Origin of the sequence: Streptomyces sp. NRRL WC-3549 (assembly GCF_000721935.1) — a bacterium.
Classification (GTDB): Bacteria; Actinomycetota; Actinomycetes; order Streptomycetales; family Streptomycetaceae; genus Streptomyces.
This window is the reverse complement of sequence record NZ_KL585385.1, coordinates 32,747-49,654: the sequence shown is the minus strand read 5'-3', so window position 1 is coordinate 49,654 and position 16,908 is coordinate 32,747. Positions and strand designations below refer to the sequence as shown.

Here is a 16,908-nt window from a genome sequence, read left to right as displayed (position 1 = left end):
TCGACCGCCTGCCCGTGACGGCAGGCCTACCCGCCGTCTGCCGGCCCGAACGCTGCCTGCCGGCCGGCGAACCGGCCGACCCGATCCGACGGATCAGTCGGTGGCCGCGACAGCCTCGTCGACCGTGGTGTGGATGGGGAACACCTTGGTCAGGCCCGTGATCCGGAAGATCTTGAGAATGCGCTCCTGGTTGCACACCAGGCGCAGCGAGCCCTCATGGGCCCGGACACGCTTCAGGCCGCCCACAAGCACGCCGAGTCCGGTGGAGTCGAGGAAGTCGACACCCTCCATGTCGACAACCAGGTGGTAGCTGCCGTCATTCACCAACTCGACCAACTGCTCGCGCAGCTTGGGCGCGGTATACACATCAATCTCGCCACCGACCTCGACGACCGTACGGTCGCCACCAGGCCCGGACACATTGCGAGTCGACAGAGACAGGTCCACGGATCCTCCAGCACCTTGCTATCGAGCGGTCGCCCCTCGGTCTCCCCGACGGAGGCCAGGGGACGGATCGCCAGCCGCGATGGCATTCAATCACTTACCAGCAGCCATGCACGACGCCTTGGGACCATTGTCCGTCATGCCAGTGACACACTCGGTGCCGATGGCCAAGAATCACCGCCCCAGTCAACCACCCGAGAACGGCAGCTCGCGCCCGTCTCCCGCAGTGGTCCTCGACCGGCTTGCCGCAGGGGCGAGCCGGGCAGCGCGCATCACTCATACGGAGCACCTGCCCCCGCGTGGGGGAACCCATGCCACCTGGCCCGACCGCATCCGGCCAGAAGTGGTCGCTGCAATTGGCCAGGCCGGAATCGACCATCCGTGGACCCACCAGGCCACCGCGGCCGCACACGCGCTGGACGGCGAGTCCGTCGTCATCGCCACGGGAACGGCGTCCGGGAAGTCCCTCGCCTACCTGGCCCCGGTCCTGAGCGCCCTCCTCGATGGCTCGCAGGCCCCGAACGGCCGAGGGGCGACCGCCCTGTATCTGGCTCCCACCAAGGCGCTCGCCGCGGACCAGCGACGCGCGGTCAGGACGCTCGCCGAACCGCTCGGCACCGCCGTCCGGCCCGCGGTCTACGACGGGGACACGCCGGTCGAGGAACGCGAATGGGTGCGTCAGTACGCCAATTACGTCCTCACCAACCCCGACATGCTGCACCGGGGCATCCTCCCCTCCCACCCTCGCTGGGCCTCCTTCCTGCGCGCCCTGCGCTTCGTCGTCATCGACGAGTGCCACACCTACCGGGGCGTCTTCGGCTCCCACGTCGCCCAGGTGCTGCGCCGTCTGCGCCGTCTGTGCGCGCGCTACGGTTCCGATCCGGTCTTCCTCCTCGCCTCCGCCACCGCGGCGCAGCCCTCCGTCGCGGCCGGGCACCTCACCGGCCTGCCCGTCAGGGAGGTCGCCGACGACGCCTCACCCCGTGGCGAAATGGTCTTCGCTCTCTGGGAGCCGCCGCTGACCGAACTGCACGGCGAGAGGGGCGCCCCCGTACGCCGTACCGCCACGGCGGAGACCGCCGATCTCCTGACCGACCTGACCCTTCAGGGCATCCGTTCGGTGGCCTTCGTACGCTCCAGACGCGGCGCGGAGCTCGTCTCGGTCATCGCGAAGGAGCGGCTGGCGGAAGTGGACCGGTCCCTCCCCGGCCGGGTCGCCGCCTACCGTGGTGGCTACCTGCCCGAGGAGCGCCGGGCCCTGGAACGGGCCCTGCACTCGGGAGAGCTCCTCGGTCTGGCAGCCACGACGGCTCTGGAGCTGGGTATCGACGTCTCGGGCCTGGACGCCGTCGTCATCGCCGGTTATCCGGGGACCAGGGCGTCCCTGTGGCAGCAGGCGGGACGTGCGGGGCGCTCCGGGCAGGGCTCACTCGCCGTCCTGGTCGCCCGGGACGACCCGCTGGACACCTTCCTCGTCCACCACCCAGAAGCCCTCTTCCAGCAGCCGGTGGAGGCGACGGTCCTCGACCCCGACAACCCGTACGTCCTCGCCCCGCACCTGTGCGCGGCAGCCGCCGAGCTCCCGCTCACCGAAGCCGATATCGCCCTTTTCGGTCCCGCCGTACCCGAGCTGCTTCCGCAGTTGGAGGACGCGAAGCTGCTGCGCAGGCGGACGACGGGCTGGCACTGGACCCGGCGCGAGCGGGCCGCCGATCTCACCGACATCCGCGGTGGTGGCGGGCGCCCCGTCCAGATCGTCGAGGAGGGCACCGGCCGGCTGCTCGGTACGGTCGACGAGTCCGCCGCGCACACCGCCGTGCACGAGGGCGCCGTCCATCTCCACCAAGGGCGCACGTACCTGGTCCGAAGGCTGGACCTGCGCGACTCGGTGGCTCTGGTCGAAGAAGCCGTCCCGCCCTACTCGACCACCGCACGTGACACGACCGCCATCGCCGTTCTGGAGACCGACACCGAGATTCCCTGGGGTGACGGCCGGCTCTGCTTCGGTTCCGTGAAAGTCACCAACCAGGTCGTCTCCTTCCTGCGCCGCAGAGTGATCACCGGCGAGGTTCTGGGCGAGACCAAGCTCGATCTGCCGCCCCGGACCCTGCGCACCCGTGCCGTGTGGTGGACGGTCACCGAGGACCAGCTCGACGCCGCCCGGATCGGGCCCGAGATCCTCGGAGGCGCTCTGCACGCCGCCGAACACGCCTCCATCGGGATGCTCCCCCTGTTCGCCACCTGCGACCGCTGGGACATCGGTGGTGTCTCCGTACCGCTCCACCCGGACACCTTGCTGCCGACGGTCTTCGTCTACGACGGCCACCCCGGCGGTGCGGGATTCGCGGAGCGGGCCTTCCGCACGGCCCGTGCCTGGCTGACGGCAACCCGGCAGGCCATCGCGTCCTGCGAGTGCGAGGCCGGCTGTCCTTCCTGCATCCAGTCCCCCAAGTGCGGCAACGGAAACGAGCCGCTGCACAAACGAGGCGCCGTGCGCCTTCTGTCCGAGCTCCTCAGGACGGCCCCGCCCGACCCCGGGGAAGACGCGCCGCGGGAGGGTACCGGGGACAGCCCGCCGCCGGGCGCCTCGACACCGTGAACGCGCCTCGACACCGTGAACCGCCGCCGGCCCTCACCCGCACTCGCCGGCCGGCCAGCGGCCACCCGCAACCGCCCGCGTCAACAACCTGACGGGGCCGATGCAGCCACCCCCGCACGCGTCACCCGGCTCCCGGCTCCCAGCTCCCAGCTCCCGGCTCCCGGCTCCCGGGGTGATGGTCACTCCGGCTACGGCACCTCCACCGGCGGCTCGGACCTCCCTCCGGTATCGGCGACCGTCGACGGCACGGACATGGCAGACGTCTCGGCTGGTGGGGCCGCCGGAGGTCCGGCCCTCGACCTGGCCTCCGGCGCGTACGGCCCGAAGCGGGCACGTGCGGTCACATCCGCGATGTCGCCCTGAAGCCGGCACCGCACCAGCTCCGCGCCCTGGGCGCCGGCCACCTCCCTCGCCGCCCCGCACGCCTCGGTCGCTCCCAGCAGCGCCCGGTCGGCCGCCGCGAGGGCCGCGAGATCCGCCGCCGCGCCCGCCTCGTGCCGGGCCGCCACGGCTTGGCCCAAGGCGAGGACCACCGCGAAGACAGCGCACAGCGTCGCCGTCGTCACGGCCACCCACACGGTCGCCAGCCCTTGGTCCCCCACACCGGTCCGGGTCCGCCTCGGCCTGCCCGTCACGCGTGCGCCCCCAAGTCAGCCCCCACGGTGTCTTCGGCCAGAGCAACCGCCTCGGCACTCAACGTCAGGGCGAGCCCGCCCGGGCCCGGCGCCGGGGACCGCACCCGGACCCGCCACAGCTCCCCGGTCCGCTCCACCGCGATCCGGGCTCCGCCCGGTGCCGCCTCCCGCGCCACCGCCAGCACAGCGGCCTCCGGTTCCGAACGCGCCGCCGCCCGTGCCCCGGCCCTCGCGGCGTCCACGCAACGGATCTGGTCGGACGCGGCGACCAGGGCCCAGACAAGCGCCAGGACGAACGCGACCAGCACCGGAACGGCCATCGCGGCCTCTGCCGTCACCGCGCCCCGCTCGGCGGCCCGGAAACGGACGCCCACACGCGTCCACGTCACCCGCCGCTCACGGCCCTCCCGCACCGCCTCAGAACTGCGCATCAAGGGCGTCCTTGATCAGCGACTGCAACGCGGACAGTACGGCCCCGCTGGTCACCACCTTGTAGAGCACCGCGGCGAACGCACATGCCGCGATGGTCCCCACCGCGTATTCGGATGTCGTCATTCCCTGGTCCCGTCGGCCAGGTCCCATGAGCCGGCCGATCCTGTCCTGCCAGATGCGCCGGACCGGGCTCAGCACCCGTGTCATGACGTTCTTCTCCATCTCGACCTCGTCGTCTCGTCTCGTCGCCCGGTATCGAATCGCCGTCCCGAGCACTTGTCTTTCGGCCTCCGGGCCTCCCGGTTCGGTCCTCCCGTGCCGAACCCGCCTCCGTCAGTTGCGCTGCAACAGGCCGCCCGCCAGACCGATCACCACCGGCGCCACGCCCACGGCCAGGAAGGCGGGCAGGAAACACAGCCCCACCGGCGCGGTGATCAGCACGCCCGCACGCTGGGCCCGTGCCACTGCCGCGCTCGCCCGCTCGGCACGTATCTCGTCCGCCAACCGGGACACCGAGTCCGCTGCCGGAGCCCCTGTCGCACCGGCCCGTTCCAGGCATCGGGCGAGTCGTGCGGCACCGGGTATCTCACCGAAGCGCCCCCACGCCTCGGACGGGTCCCCGCCGAGCCGGATCTCGGCGGCTGTGCGGCCGAGACGGTCCCCCACCGGACCGCCCATGGACTCCCCGACCGCCTCCGCCGCATCCCGTGGTCCGGCCCCCGACGACAGGCAGGCGGCCAAGAGGTCGGCGACCAGGGGCAACTGCGCGGCGACCGCCGCGGCCTCTGCCTTTTCCCGCGCGGCGGCCCTGCGCGTCCCTGCGGAGCTCTGCCACCGCCAGAGGCCGTACGCCGCCACGCACCCCACTCCGCATCCGGCCGGCCCACCGACCAGGAACCAGCCGGCCGCCCAGGCCCCGAGCAGGGCCGTGCACCGCCGCACACCGTCCCGGCCCCCAGTCCGCCACGACGGCCGCCGGTGTTCCGGTGAGGGCCCGCACACGGCGGCCGGCAACAGCCGGGCGCCCCGGCGACGTGTCAACCGCTCCCGACGGATCGCCGCCAGCAGGATGACGCCCAGGCACACGGCGATGCCCGAGAGCGCGCCGACGACCACCGGCCGGCACACCATGTCCGGCATCCGGATCACGCCCTCTCCCCCGCTCGCACGATCCGGGTGGCCCAGAACAGCCCGGCCGCCTCCAGCAAGGAACCTGCCGCCAAACAGGCGAAGCCGCCTGGCGTGTGCAGCAGAACCCGCAGCGGGTCGGCTCCCAGCGCCACGCCCAGCCCCAGACCGACCATCGGCAGCAGCGCCAGCACCACCACGGTGGACCAGGCTCCGGCCAGCTGTGCCCGCAACTCCTCCCGGCTGCGGCGCTCGGCCCGTAGCGCCTGCTCGATACGGGCCAGGCCGGTAGCGAGACCGGCTCCACCGTCCACCGCCACCCGCCAGCAGGCCGCCATCCCGGCGAGCCCTTCGAAGCCCGGCACCGCGGACACCTTCCGGAGGGCCTCCGGCACATCACCGCCGAATCGGGCAGCCGCCAGAACCGCTGCTTCGGCACCTCCCAGAGCGCCCTCGCCGCGTCCCGCGACGAGCAGCGCACGCCCGGGCTCCCGCCCGGCCCGCAGCTCCCCCACGACGGCACCGCAGAGCGCTGTCACAGCGTCGGCAGCACGTTCACGGTCGCGTGCCCTGGCACGGCGAGCGATCAATCGCCGTACCAGGGGAACCGCCACGCCTCCGGCGAGCAGGGGAAGCACCGACCCGCCCATCACCGCGAGCAGCACCGCCGCGGGAACACAGAGCCACTCACGGTGCGCGTCGAGACGAGCCAGGGCATCGGCCCGTCCCCTGGCCTGGATCTGCCCGCCGTCCCGGCGCGACACGAACATCGCCCGCGCCCGCTTCAGCCCGTGGTCCTTGGCGACAGCCAACCCACCCGAGACGCCCGCGCCGACCGCCATCACCAGGAGCGGCATGTGGGCCGGCGCCCCGGCCCCCACGGCTGTCACTCCGCCGGCGGTCATACCGGTGCACCGATCAGCGATTCCAGCCGCTCCCAGCCCCGTTCCGGCGCGAAGCCCTTGACGCCCCAGCTCAGCGCGGGCACGGTAACCACGAGTCCCGCGTCGTCCCGCCCGATCACATGGACTTCCGCGAGCCGCCGCTGTCCGCCCCGGTCCCGGACCAGATGGACCACCACCGACAGAGCCGCCGCCAACTGGCTGTGCAGTGCGGCACGGTCGAGGCCTGCGGCCGTACCCAGTGCCTCGAGACGGGCGGGTACATGCTCGGCGGCATTGGCGTGCACCGTGCAGCACCCGCCCGCGTGACCTTCCTGACCATCCACACGGTTGGGAAGCACTTCCGCGCTAGGGCCCACATGTCTCAACCAACCGTCGTGATCTATGACCGACTGTCCCGACTGTTCGCCGAAGAGGCGCCCGACCACCGGATTACCGCTTGCCGCCGGTACGCCGAATCCCGTGGGTGGCACGTCGTCCACATCGCCACAGACACGAACGTCAGCGGTGCGAGCAGGCTGGAAGACCGCGAAGGGATGCGTGAAGTTCTCTCGTGGATGCCGCGCGCTGACTTCGTCCTTGCAACGCGTCTCGACCGGTTCGCCCGGAGCGTTCTTGAGTTCCAACGTCTCTTGGATGCGGCAAAGGCTTCCGACGCGACCGTCGTAACCGCTGACGGAGTCGTGTCACCGGAAAACTCGTCAATCATCATCAACGTGCTGTCGGCATTCGCTCAGTACGAACGAGAATTGATCACCACACGAATCACGGACAGCAAGAAGTACTTCAAGGCACGCGGCAACCACCTGGGGGGACTCCCCCCGTACGGCTACAGCGTCAGCGGACCAGTCAACAACAAACGCTGGATTATTGACGAGACTGCCGCCGCTGTCCTCCGCGAAGCTGCCGACAAGCTCACCAATCACGGCGCGTCCCTGAGCGGCCTTGCCCGTGAACTCAATGAACGCGGCGTTCTTCCCCCGGCGGATCACGCGCGTCAGCGGGACGGGCGGAAGCTTCGGGGCGGCAAGTGGTACACGACAACGCTGCGAGACGTCCTATACACGCCTGCCGTACGCGGGTGGCTCGTTCAAGCAACACCGGGCAGCAAGCGCGGCGCCCTCACCAATCAGCCAGTGCTAGACGCTGAGGGAATGCCAGTGTCAGCCGGTCCGGAAATCCTCAGCGCTGAAATCTGGTCATCCGTGCGCGCTGTCATCGACGGCAAATCAAAGGGGCGCGGCGCTGAGCGCACCGGTAAGGCGCTACTCCTGCACATCGCACTGTGCTCGGAATGCGAAGGCCCAATGTACAGGCAGCGTCGAGAAGTGCGGGGGCAAGACTTTTCCACATACGTTTGCCGGAATGGTGTTGGCAAGTACGGCACCCACAAGCCAAACGTCATCACAGCCCACCACCTGGACGCGCTCGTGACCGCCGATTACCTCAAGCGGTTCGGACGATTCGCGCTCAAGCGTTGGGTAAATCCTGACGGGAGCGCGGTACTCCAGCTCTCCGAAGTGACCACACAAATTGAACGACTGGCCGGGAACCTCGGACAACTCGACCCGAACGGCACAGCAGCGCGCATAGTCATCTCTCAGCTAACCGCACTGGAAAAGCGGCAAGCCGAATTGCGCACGGAAGCCGAACACACTGAAGGCCGCTGGGTTGATGCCGGGGGCACAGTGGCGGAGGAATGGAACCGACGCGATAACGAAGGACGTAGAGCACTGCTCAAGGATCTAGGCGCGTACGTGGTAATCCGACCGGCAACCCCCGGATCACCTAGGCGGTTCGATCCGTCGCGGGTATCCGTCGAATTTGAGGGTCCCGCATGGTTCCGGGACGATCCTGCGGCCGGTGAGCTTGCCGCTATCGCTGCCGCTGAAGCGGACAGCCGGGGGGTAGCCGCGTGACGACCGAAGCACAGTTCCGGGCCGACGAGATGCGCCACTTGCAGCGCAAGTCAAAGGCCCTGTGGCGGCGCGTACGGGCCGGAGAGGACACGGCCCTACTCCGTGGCCGGATAGACCGGCTTGAGGCGCTACAAGCGGCACTCATGGGCTTCCCTGAGTTCCTGGCGGAGTAAGGCGCTCAGCGCCGACCAGAGCGGCCCCGGTGGGAGTGATCCCGCTGGGGCCGCTTTCCTGTGTCCGGAAGCCGCCTGACGGCGCATGTAGTGCCTAGAGGGGCCCCGGTGAGGCAATGGACCGCCGGGGCTCTCTCAGGCCCTTAGGGACGCTCTGAGGGGAGCGAATCAGCGGAGAGGGGAGAGCGTCACTCGCCTAACCTCCAACACCCCGTCTGACCTGCAATGTTCCTCTAAGAAGGTGACGTTAATACATTTAGGGTTCCACCCACAAATCAAAAAATACATATAGGGCTTCAAAGGGGAAAGCCTCAGAGCACCACGATTAGAGGAACACACCTCGGTTGTCGGGAGTCCCTGGAATCCCTTCCACGCTAGTTATGAGTGGACGTTCCCTTAGTGGGGAGTCCGCTAGACCGAGAATCGACGGACGACAAGGACAAGACCCCATGCCCCAGCTTCGGTTTAACCGGCACTCCGTGACTTGCGTCGTTTGCGGGAAGTACCTCACCGGCCGTCAAGAGCGCTACTGCTCTCAGCGCTGCCACGTAGCCGCTAGCCGAAACAAGAAGTGGGAGCGTGAGCGGGTAGCACTCGGAATCCCTCAGTTTTCGACATGCGGGCTGTGCGGGGCGAAGATTTTCATGACTTCGCGCACCAAGAGCGTCTGTGACTATGACGACCGCAACGGCGAAGAGTGTACGGAAGTTCAGGAAGCAGCCCGGAGAGCGGCGGCAGACGAAATCGACCTTGCGCAGGAAGTGCGGGACTGCACTTCGTGTGAGCACTGCGGAGAGCTTATTTACCCGGGGGATGACCAGGGGTACAAGCGTGGTCGCCCCCCTCGGTTTTGCTCTCCTCGTTGCAAGACCGCCTTTTACCGCGCTGCCCGTGCTGCCGATCTTGCCACTCGCGCCTCAAAGTAACGCTTGCGTAACACAATCAATTAGGGCTACCGATTAGCGGCGCATTCGCCTCCGCAGGGAATCTCATGCGCTCTAGTACAAGTAGAGGGGTGCACCCCCGAAGGGTTGAGCTTCCTTCAAGGCTCCTTTTCGGGGCCCCCTCACTTGTGCGTAATGGCAGCCACGCACCCACAATCTTGCCCGGTATGGGATGACCTAGGCTGCCACCTAGAGGTCATCCTGTACCGGGCATTTCTGCGTTCTGGAGCAGAATAAGCATGATGACGCAAGGAATTCCCCACCCGAAGACTTCCCTTCGTGCCGCCACGGCATACCGCCTGGCACACGGCAAGGTGAAGCGCATACGCGGACTCGCAAAGTATTACGCGTGCGTGTGGTGCGGTGGTACTGCCGCTGAGTGGGCGTACATGTGGAGTGACCCGGACGAGAATATGTACGGTGCTTTCACGTGGTCAGATGACCCTTACTGCTATCAGCCCATGTGCGTCAATGACCATCGTGGCATGGATGCCGCGTACCGGCGCGCCCCGAGTGAATTCCTCGCTACCTGTGACGCTCTTAGTCGAAAGGCACGCGCCCGGTTCACCGCAGATGAGCTTATCCGGCAGGCGGTGCACCGTGAGCACCAAAACACGCTTGCCCGTATCGCACGGGAAAGATACGGAAGCTACCACAAGCCTAGGCCAGTGATTGCGTAGCGCTTTGCTGCGATCCCTCAGAAAGGAACCAAAGAACATGGCTTCCCCAACTCCCGCCGATATGCCTAGCGTCCGCCCCGATGCTCCGGGTCGCCGAATGAACGCTTTGCTTAGCCGCATCTTTGATGAACTTGACGCCGACGACCTCACCTTTGAAGAGAGCGGACGGACAGTGATTAACCCGCTGCTAACAGTTCTCCCCCACCTTTTCGACGCCGTGTCTCGTGGCCGGTCTGTCGGTATTCAGCGCGAGATCTTGGCGGTGTGCCGTGACCGCTGAGTTCACTCCTGAGCAGTGGGATGCATTCTGTGCATTCCTGCGGGCGCGCACTGTAGACCGGGCGGAATACAGATCGTCGAGCTACATACTTACCGCCGCAGCCAACACGTGGGTACAGGCCAACGGATATCCGGATGTCGCCATGCCCATGTCTACGGTCGTTGCAATGATTCAGCGAGCGGGCTACGGCATCCAAAAAGGCAAGACGCCTACTAAGAAACGGCGACTGTTCGCAATGGGAATTGGGGTAATCCCCGAGTCAAAGGGGGCGCGCAATGCCTGAGAAGCTAACCCAAGAACAAGCCGCAGATCTTGTGAGGGCTTCCGCGAAGGCGGGGCGCACTCCCCCGGTTCATCTGCTTGAAGCCGCATTCGGGCAGACAGTAGGCAGCGAGATTGCCGCCATGCTCAAGCGCAGGGAGGCGGAAGCGGGCCGGGCGATAGCTAACGGGGTCCTGCGTCGGCAGGGGGTCACGCAGCATCGGACGGACGCGCCGACAGAAGTTGACGTTTCCGCTGTAATCCGCGAAATGGCCCCCGGATTCGGTAATTCCGAGAAATCCAGCATCCCCCAGCCGGCCTCGAAATCCCGGAATTTGAAGAATGGCGTCAGTGGGTACTCAAAGCCCACGCCAAATGACGCCGATGTTCAGGTACTCGTGGACCGGATTACCAGTAACCGCCGGACGCACAAACCTAATCCCAAGCCGAGCTCGAACGTCACGGGTCAGGCACAGAATTTCTGAATCACGAGGGAATACAAAAATGACTGAACTACGGAGCACCGTCCGCCGAAACTCTCTGCTCAACGAAGCGGACAAGGACGCAGCGAAGGATGCCCTAGACCGAAACGGAATCCCCGCTGTCTTCCGGTCCATCAACGACGGGGCTACCTTTGCCAACGAGGGGTTCGGAAAGCCCCTCAAGCGCCCGTACGGGCTCCCGCTCGCACACGCGCCGAAGGTTGCCCGGGACGCCTTCGCGACGCATGAGAGGGCCATGCACGCGGTGTTCGCGGCCGACGAGGAAGCCGAACGGCTGTACGACGAGTACCGGGCGATTCCTGCCGACGCTCAGCGGGCCGTTACCGCTGCCGTTTCAGCCAGTGGCAAGGTTCCGTCAATTTCATCGCTGATTGATTCCAAGGAATCGGAGCTAGCCCCGAAGGTGCGCGACGCTATCGCGCTGCGAGACGCGCTCAAGGTCGAGTCAACTACGGCTGCCCGTAAGGCTGTTGCACTCATGAGGAAGCACCGGGATGAGTGGCGAGACAACGCCGCTACGTACGTCGTCACCGAGATTCCGAAGGTTCGGGCGGACCTGAAAAAGGCGATTGACGTAATGCGGGGGGCCCTCAACAAGGCTGTCACGCTGGACGGAATTTCGCGGTCCTGTGAACAGGTGGACGCCGTTTGGTTGGACGAGCGAGCCCGAAAGACCATCACCCGAATTTCCCCGTATCAGGTCAGCAACCCTGACTACGACCGGGCAAGCCCGGACGTTTTCAAGGCGGATTACGACGCGCGGCGATCGCGCCGAGAGAACGTGTTCAATGGGGACACAGCTTCGCAAGCCACGGCGAGTGAAGTAATTTCCGCTGCTGAATCCAAGCTGCGTCAGCTTTCCTCGTACTCGAACGGGGGCACATTCCCCGATTCGCTTGCCGCCCCTCTCAAGTCACACAAGCCGGTACAGGTCCCCCCGGACGCCGTTTACCCGGATGGCGACACCGGGCCAAAGGTGTACCTGTAGCGAAGGCGCCTACTCAAGTAGTAGGGGCCTCCACTTGAGTAGGCGGGGTGGACTGCCGATACCCTCGGCGCCCCCCTGCCGCCCCCGTGCGGTTGTGCTGACAGAACGTCGTCCGACCCTCGTTCCTTTCGCTGCTCAATTCCTGCTGACTGTCTGTGTGTTCACGCGTTGTCGGCAGCACGATAGAGAAGGCAAAAGAACGAGGGGCGGGCAATGTGCTGTGCGCCTGTCTACGCTGCCTCTGTGTTGCGTACCGCTGAGCCGTTGCCTTTCGGGTAATCCACTCAGCTTGTGAAAGCAGGCGAGACAGCGAACGCCAGTTGAACGTGTCCCTTTCCCTGCGAAAGCAACACGGAACAAGTGTCCATTCGTCTTGCAATCTCGCCGCGACGAATGACGTTCAATGGATATGAAGTTGTCTCGCGAGTGAATGTGTGAATGCGCTCACGCTTCGCCGCCTCTTCACGTCGCACCCCTGGGGGGTTACCCTCCCCCCGCTTCATCCCGAGCGGGGGCCAATAGCAGCCGTTCCCCGGTGCGCATGCGCCACCTTCCCCTTTTTAGCTGGCAGTATGTCAGGAGTTGAACCGTGGCTGAATACGCCAAGACCTTTGAAGACGAGTACGAGCTAGAACCGGCGCACCGGGCCCTGCTCGCCATTGCAGACGCGCTCATGCGTGAGGCTGCCGAGTGTGACGCACAGGTGCGCACAGACGGACGCATGGTGCCGGGAAGCACCGGCCAAATGGTCGAGCATCCCGCCGTGCGCACGGGGATTCTCGCCAGAGAAAAGGCAGCGCGCATCTTCCGGGACCTCTTCCCTGAGGATGGGCCAACCGGGAACGTTGACGCCTACTCGCTGGGACAGGCTGACAGCGGGAATGCCCACCGCTCCGCCGCTTCCCTGCGAGCCGCAAAGGCCGCTGAGACGCGCTGGAACCGTGCTCGTGCCGCTGGGGGTGCTGTGTGATGCGCGGACCCAGCAGAAAGAGAACCAGGGCCGTTGCGGCCGGTCCCGTCTGCATCTGTGACGTGAAGATTTCTGACACTGAATGCCGGGTGTCGGGCCACGAAGAGGTTTCAGCGTGGGCCAGTAACCCCCAACTCGCTTACTACGCCAACATGTTGGCCCCGCATACAGCCTTGCCGATGGAGCGTGACATATGACCGGCCCGAACAACGCAGCGCGTGACACTCTCGAAACTCTCGAAGGCATCGCAACGCCGCCCCGCGCGACGCCAACGACCGGGAAAGGCTGCTCGCCGCCCTCGACGTACTGCTTGCGCTTGCCGACGAGAGGACCGAGTCGTGACCGCCGATAGCGTGGACCGTCCGGACACTGCGGGACATTGCCCTTTCCGTGGCCGATCCCGTACGCAAGAATCCGGAATAAGGTAGCGCTAGCTTTTCTATTCGCTGCTGCGGGTGCTAGCCCCTGAACCGACGCCGCGAACCGTCATCATCCAACGCTACCTGGGCAGCGTCCACGAATAGGGATAGGCGTACGCGAATCTCTATGCGTGCGTCGTCTACCCATGTCCTAGGGGTTTCAAATTCTGCCTCGGCTCTCTCCCGCACTGCTACCCGATATTTGACGCATGCATCCATTAGAAAATCAGCAGGCCGCGTCACCCTCTTTGGTCCAGCGAAAAGAACATCTGTCCACGTCTTCCTGATGTCGAGCAATATCGGATGCAGCTCGTCATCCTGATTGGGCTCGTCGTCGTAGTATTCCCAGTCAACTAAGGCAGCGACAGAGGTGACATACTGCTTGTATGTGGCTTCTCGCGGCTCACGCCGGGACTTTCGGTGTTCCGCGCGTGCAGCAATTTCGGCACCTGCCCTTTGCGCGCGACTAGACGCTAATGCGGCTCCAATTGTTCCCAGGGAGCCAGCAAAAGCACCGCATACAGCTGCTAACCCTGCGTCCATGGTGCATTAGTGTACAGCCCCGTACTCGCTGCCTTCCCGGTGGCCGGTGCGGGGCCTTCTGTATTTCAGCCCACGGCATCAATGGCCGCTGTGACGAGCGAACGGGCATCCGCACCATAGGCGGCAATCTTTTTCAGGTTCCCAAACGCCTTTAGGTAAAGCCCTACATCGCTCGGCTGAGTTTCCTTGATAGCAGCCGACAGGGTTTCCACGTGGACACGCTGACCGTCAAAGACGGTGAATGTTTCCAGCGGCCAAGCTTGCCGGGGCGCCGTGAACGGAATGATTCCGAGTGAGATTGACGGCAGCGCCATCACGGACAGCAGATGACCTAGTTGAGCGGCCATTACTTCGGCGCTGCCAATCCGGTACCGCAAGACCGATTCCTCAACCAGGACGGCAAACCGGTGGTCCCCTTCGCGGATGACGTGAGAACGGTTCATTCGCGCTTTCACAGCGTCCGACACATCATCTGGTGTTCCGCGAAACTGCGCAATGGAAGTCAGCAATGAGGCCGCGTAGCCGGGAGTCTGGAAGAAGCCGGGGACGACGTTGGAGCAGTAGACATGGAATTGTCGCGTCTGTTCATAGAGCGGTACACCCGACTCCTGTAGCCGCCTAAGCCCTGTTCGCTGTAGCCGCTTCCACTGGACGTACATGGAATCCGCTTGCCGGTTGGCGGCAATCAGGTCATCGGCGTGTTCCGCTGCGCCGCACGCCTGACACCAGGCCCTTATGTCAGCTTCGCTGGGCGGAGTCTTAGCGTGCTCGATCCGGGATGACTTGCTTTCGCTCCATCCACACCGGACAGCCAACTCACGCCCCGTGATTCCTGCGTCAAGCCTCATTTCCCGCAACCGACCGGCTACGGCTTCCCTGGCTTCTTGGGCTTTGGACGAAGGAGATGACATAGGTTGGCTGTCCGGTTGCGCTTAGATCTTGTATTCGCTGTGCGGGGTTGCTCGCTGCCAGATGGACTCAAAGGCCGAAGCGCAGAGTTTCAATGTCTCGGCGTCCGTATCGAGTTCATCCCTGACGTGGCTACCGCCCCCCGCGAAGTGGTGGATACGGAGGAGTTTTCCGTCGAACAGCCAGAAGTCATTGGCTGGCACGAGGAAGCCCGTTACTTGACTCCGGGACAACCACCGGACATCTTCCCCGGCGGCTAGGTTCCCTTGCGTCGCATCGTGCTCCCAGCGAATGTATTCACTGACAGGCTCCGACACCACCCGCGCACGCCGTACGGAGACACCCCGCGCAACGGCATCCGCAATCGTCTGGTGGAACGGGTGCCACCAGGATTCACGGTCATTCCAGTCCACCCGTTCCCCGAGCTGCCAAGCCTCTAGCCGGGGGTTCGTACCGTAGTCATCTCGCATTTCCAGGTGGACAGCGGAATCACGGGTGTTGGCCAGTAGCTCACTGAACGGCGGAACGCTCGACTGCATCGCACGCTTTCCGGATCATCGGCACCATGCGCGCCGGAATCCTGATGACTTCTTCGCTGTCCGGGATAGGTCCGTTGGCCGGGGTGTTCGACTCACAAGCCGTGCGGAGTTCAGGGCCTGCCCTCCAGCCCTGCATTACGAGTTCTCCAGCCTCTTCGTCAGCCCAGACGGTAGGGCAGTGGTCGTGGTCGGTGTTCGGGTCAATCCCGACGAACCGTAGCGCCATGTCAGCCTCTTTCCGTGCGCGGTTTGCCTGAACTTGCACGGCCATCCTCTCGCTACCGGGCGGGCAGTCAAGACCACATGCGATGAATCGGCGTGCAAGTCGATGCAAGTCTGTAGAGCGTGGTGCACTCCCAGCCGTTGACTGCTCATCCGAAGACGGATGACAGGGAAGCGATGCAGGGGGTTGGACGTGAGCGAGGCCAGGACCTACCCAAGTGATCCGGTCGAACTGCCTTTGCGCATGGGTCAGTTGGAGCCAACGCCAGTCGAGGGGTGCCCCGGCTGCACCGAACTTGCCAACGTGCGTGACCGTGCCCGCGCTGGTGGCGACATGACGACCGTGACTGACTGCAACGTCTTCATGCGACGGCACCCGGACGGGCACTGATGACCACTGCCCCAGCGAGGCCCCCGCCACCGGTCGCGCTCGCGTCGTACTGCGGGACGTGTGCCGGACGGGGGTCGGTGTGGTGTGACGGGTGCTGCGGCTTCGCGGGCTGTGCTCTGTGCCGCTGGACGTACCGGCGCCCGTGCCCCGTGTGCGTTGGCGGGGACGCAGAGCGCATCCGGTGGTGACGAACTCCCCCTGGAAACGCGTGGGTTGACAACCTGCCCTAGGCGTGCCGAAGCCATGTACTGTTGTGGTGTTCACGCACCTTCATGCCCGGTGTTGAGCGCCGCCAGCAGGTCTGCCACCTCGGCACCGCGCACCTCACCCACCACAAGCCGGTCAGGGCGCATACGCAGGGCCTGACGCACCAGGTCCCGCAGAGTCACCTGTCCCGCACCCTCCTGATTGGCCGGACGCGACTCCAGACGCACGACGTGCGGGTGGTCCGGGCGGAGTTCCGCCGAGTCCTCGGCAAGCACGATGCGTTCCTGGTGTCCGACCGCGCCCAGGAGGCTGGAGAGCAGCGTCGTCTTCCCCGCCCCCGTGCCCCCACTGATCAGGTAGGAGACCCGCGCCTCGACGAGGGCACGCAGCAGCCGGTCGCCGCCGGGCGGGAGCGTCCCCGCACCGACCAGCTCCTCCAGTGTGAAAGCGCGGGGGCGGACCACACGCAGTGACAGGCACGTCGACCCGACGGACACCGGCGGCAAAACCGCGTGCATCCGCGTCCCGTCCGGGAGACGTGCGTCCACCCAGGGACGGGCGTCGTCCAGTCGGCGTCCCGCCACCGCGGCGAGTCTCTGTGCCAGCCGCCTGACCGCTGCCGCGTCCCGGAAGGTGATGCGGGTCAGTTCCAGCCCGCCCCCGCGGTCCACCCACACCCGGTCGGGCGAGGACACCAGGACGTCGGTCACCGCCGGGTCGGCCAGCAGCCGTTCCAGTACTCCCGTACCGACCAGTTCCCCACGCAACTCCTCGGCCGCACCCAGCACCTCTGTGCCTGTCTCTTATACACATCTCTGAG

At 65.8% G+C, this 16,908-nt stretch carries 15 protein-coding genes and 2 pseudogenes; 6 read left to right on the top strand and 11 right to left on the bottom strand.

All coding sequences use genetic code 11. The annotated features are described in order from the left end of the window. Nucleotides 1–93: 93 nt before the first annotated feature. Nucleotides 94–447: an STAS domain-containing protein gene (locus IH13_RS0103775; RefSeq protein ID WP_003967428.1), complete on the bottom strand. Its 354-nt coding sequence runs from the start codon at nucleotides 445–447 to the stop codon at nucleotides 94–96. A 79-nt stretch (nucleotides 448–526) separates the two neighbouring features. On the opposite strand from IH13_RS0103775, the gene IH13_RS0103770 reads away from it, so the two are divergent. Then, complete coding sequence (locus IH13_RS0103770; RefSeq protein ID WP_031080981.1) at nucleotides 527–3,043, top strand: DEAD/DEAH box helicase; 2,517 nt, start codon at nucleotides 527–529, stop codon at nucleotides 3,041–3,043. A 188-nt stretch (nucleotides 3,044–3,231) separates the two neighbouring features. Here the strand turns inward: IH13_RS0103770 and IH13_RS36635 are convergent, their stop codons facing one another. The 6 genes and pseudogenes from IH13_RS36635 to IH13_RS42015 all read right to left on the bottom strand — a co-directional run. Further along, nucleotides 3,232–3,609, bottom strand: coding sequence for an Rv3654c family TadE-like protein (locus IH13_RS36635; RefSeq protein WP_420713336.1), 378 nt, complete (start codon nucleotides 3,607–3,609; stop codon nucleotides 3,232–3,234). Nucleotides 3,610–3,674: 65 nt separating this feature from the next. Beyond that, the gene (locus IH13_RS0103760) at nucleotides 3,675–4,109 is read right to left on the bottom strand and encodes a TadE family type IV pilus minor pilin (RefSeq protein ID WP_031080979.1); all 435 of its coding nucleotides are present in this window, start codon (nucleotides 4,107–4,109) and stop codon (nucleotides 3,675–3,677) included. Then, entirely contained in the window at nucleotides 4,096–4,332 is a 237-nt protein-coding gene (locus IH13_RS36630; RefSeq protein WP_082317514.1) for a DUF4244 domain-containing protein, read from the bottom strand. Before IH13_RS36630 ends, IH13_RS0103760 begins: the two co-directional genes overlap by 14 nt. Nucleotides 4,333–4,443: 111 nt before the next feature. Then, nucleotides 4,444–5,250 carry a type II secretion system F family protein gene (locus IH13_RS0103750; RefSeq protein WP_051835755.1) on the bottom strand — a complete coding sequence of 269 codons (807 nt, stop codon included), beginning with the start codon at nucleotides 5,248–5,250 and terminating at the stop codon, nucleotides 4,444–4,446. Between the two features lie 5 nt (nucleotides 5,251–5,255). Further along, a complete protein-coding gene (locus IH13_RS0103745; protein WP_420713335.1) occupies nucleotides 5,256–6,143 on the bottom strand; it encodes a type II secretion system F family protein in 888 nt (295 codons plus the stop codon). Continuing rightward, nucleotides 6,140–6,451, bottom strand: a pseudogene (locus tag IH13_RS42015) (ATPase, T2SS/T4P/T4SS family); the annotation flags it as partial. The pseudogene IH13_RS42015 and the gene IH13_RS0103745, both read right to left, overlap by 4 nt. A gap of 66 nt (nucleotides 6,452–6,517) precedes the next feature. Here IH13_RS42015 and IH13_RS40420 point away from each other — a divergent pair. The 5 genes from IH13_RS40420 (at nucleotide 6,518) to IH13_RS0103725 (ending at nucleotide 12,858) form a co-directional block, all read left to right on the top strand. After that, nucleotides 6,518–8,059: a recombinase family protein gene (locus tag IH13_RS40420; protein ID WP_158791037.1), complete on the top strand. Its 1,542-nt coding sequence runs from the start codon at nucleotides 6,518–6,520 to the stop codon at nucleotides 8,057–8,059. A gap of 2,066 nt (nucleotides 8,060–10,125) precedes the next feature. Beyond that, nucleotides 10,126–10,419, top strand: a complete 294-nt coding sequence (locus IH13_RS43310; protein WP_158791035.1) for a hypothetical protein — start codon at nucleotides 10,126–10,128, stop codon at nucleotides 10,417–10,419. Beyond that, the gene (locus IH13_RS43305) at nucleotides 10,412–10,882 is read left to right on the top strand and encodes a hypothetical protein (RefSeq protein WP_158791033.1); all 471 of its coding nucleotides are present in this window, start codon (nucleotides 10,412–10,414) and stop codon (nucleotides 10,880–10,882) included. The genes IH13_RS43310 and IH13_RS43305 overlap by 8 nt, the downstream gene beginning before the upstream one ends. A gap of 19 nt (nucleotides 10,883–10,901) precedes the next feature. After that, nucleotides 10,902–11,888: a hypothetical protein gene (locus IH13_RS0103730; RefSeq protein WP_031080975.1), complete on the top strand. Its 987-nt coding sequence runs from the start codon at nucleotides 10,902–10,904 to the stop codon at nucleotides 11,886–11,888. A 589-nt stretch (nucleotides 11,889–12,477) separates the two neighbouring features. After that, on the top strand, nucleotides 12,478–12,858 hold the full coding sequence (locus tag IH13_RS0103725) for a hypothetical protein (RefSeq protein ID WP_031080974.1): 381 nt from the start codon (nucleotides 12,478–12,480) through the stop codon (nucleotides 12,856–12,858). Between the two features lie 1,027 nt (nucleotides 12,859–13,885). Here the strand turns inward: IH13_RS0103725 and IH13_RS40415 are convergent. The 4 genes and pseudogenes from IH13_RS40415 to IH13_RS0103710 all read right to left on the bottom strand — a co-directional run. After that, nucleotides 13,886–14,731, bottom strand: a complete 846-nt coding sequence (locus IH13_RS40415) for a helix-turn-helix domain-containing protein (protein WP_082317509.1) — start codon at nucleotides 14,729–14,731, stop codon at nucleotides 13,886–13,888. Nucleotides 14,732–14,752: 21 nt separating this feature from the next. Further along, a complete protein-coding gene (locus IH13_RS0103720) occupies nucleotides 14,753–15,268 on the bottom strand; it encodes a DUF6879 family protein (RefSeq protein ID WP_031080973.1) in 516 nt (171 codons plus the stop codon). Next, the gene (locus IH13_RS44315; protein ID WP_082317508.1) at nucleotides 15,240–15,494 is read right to left on the bottom strand and encodes a hypothetical protein; all 255 of its coding nucleotides are present in this window, start codon (nucleotides 15,492–15,494) and stop codon (nucleotides 15,240–15,242) included. Before IH13_RS44315 ends, IH13_RS0103720 begins: the two co-directional genes overlap by 29 nt. 653 nt (nucleotides 15,495–16,147) lie before the next feature. Further along, nucleotides 16,148–16,879: pseudogene (locus tag IH13_RS0103710) on the bottom strand (TadA family conjugal transfer-associated ATPase); the annotation flags it as partial. Between the last annotated feature and the right edge of the window lie 29 nt (nucleotides 16,880–16,908).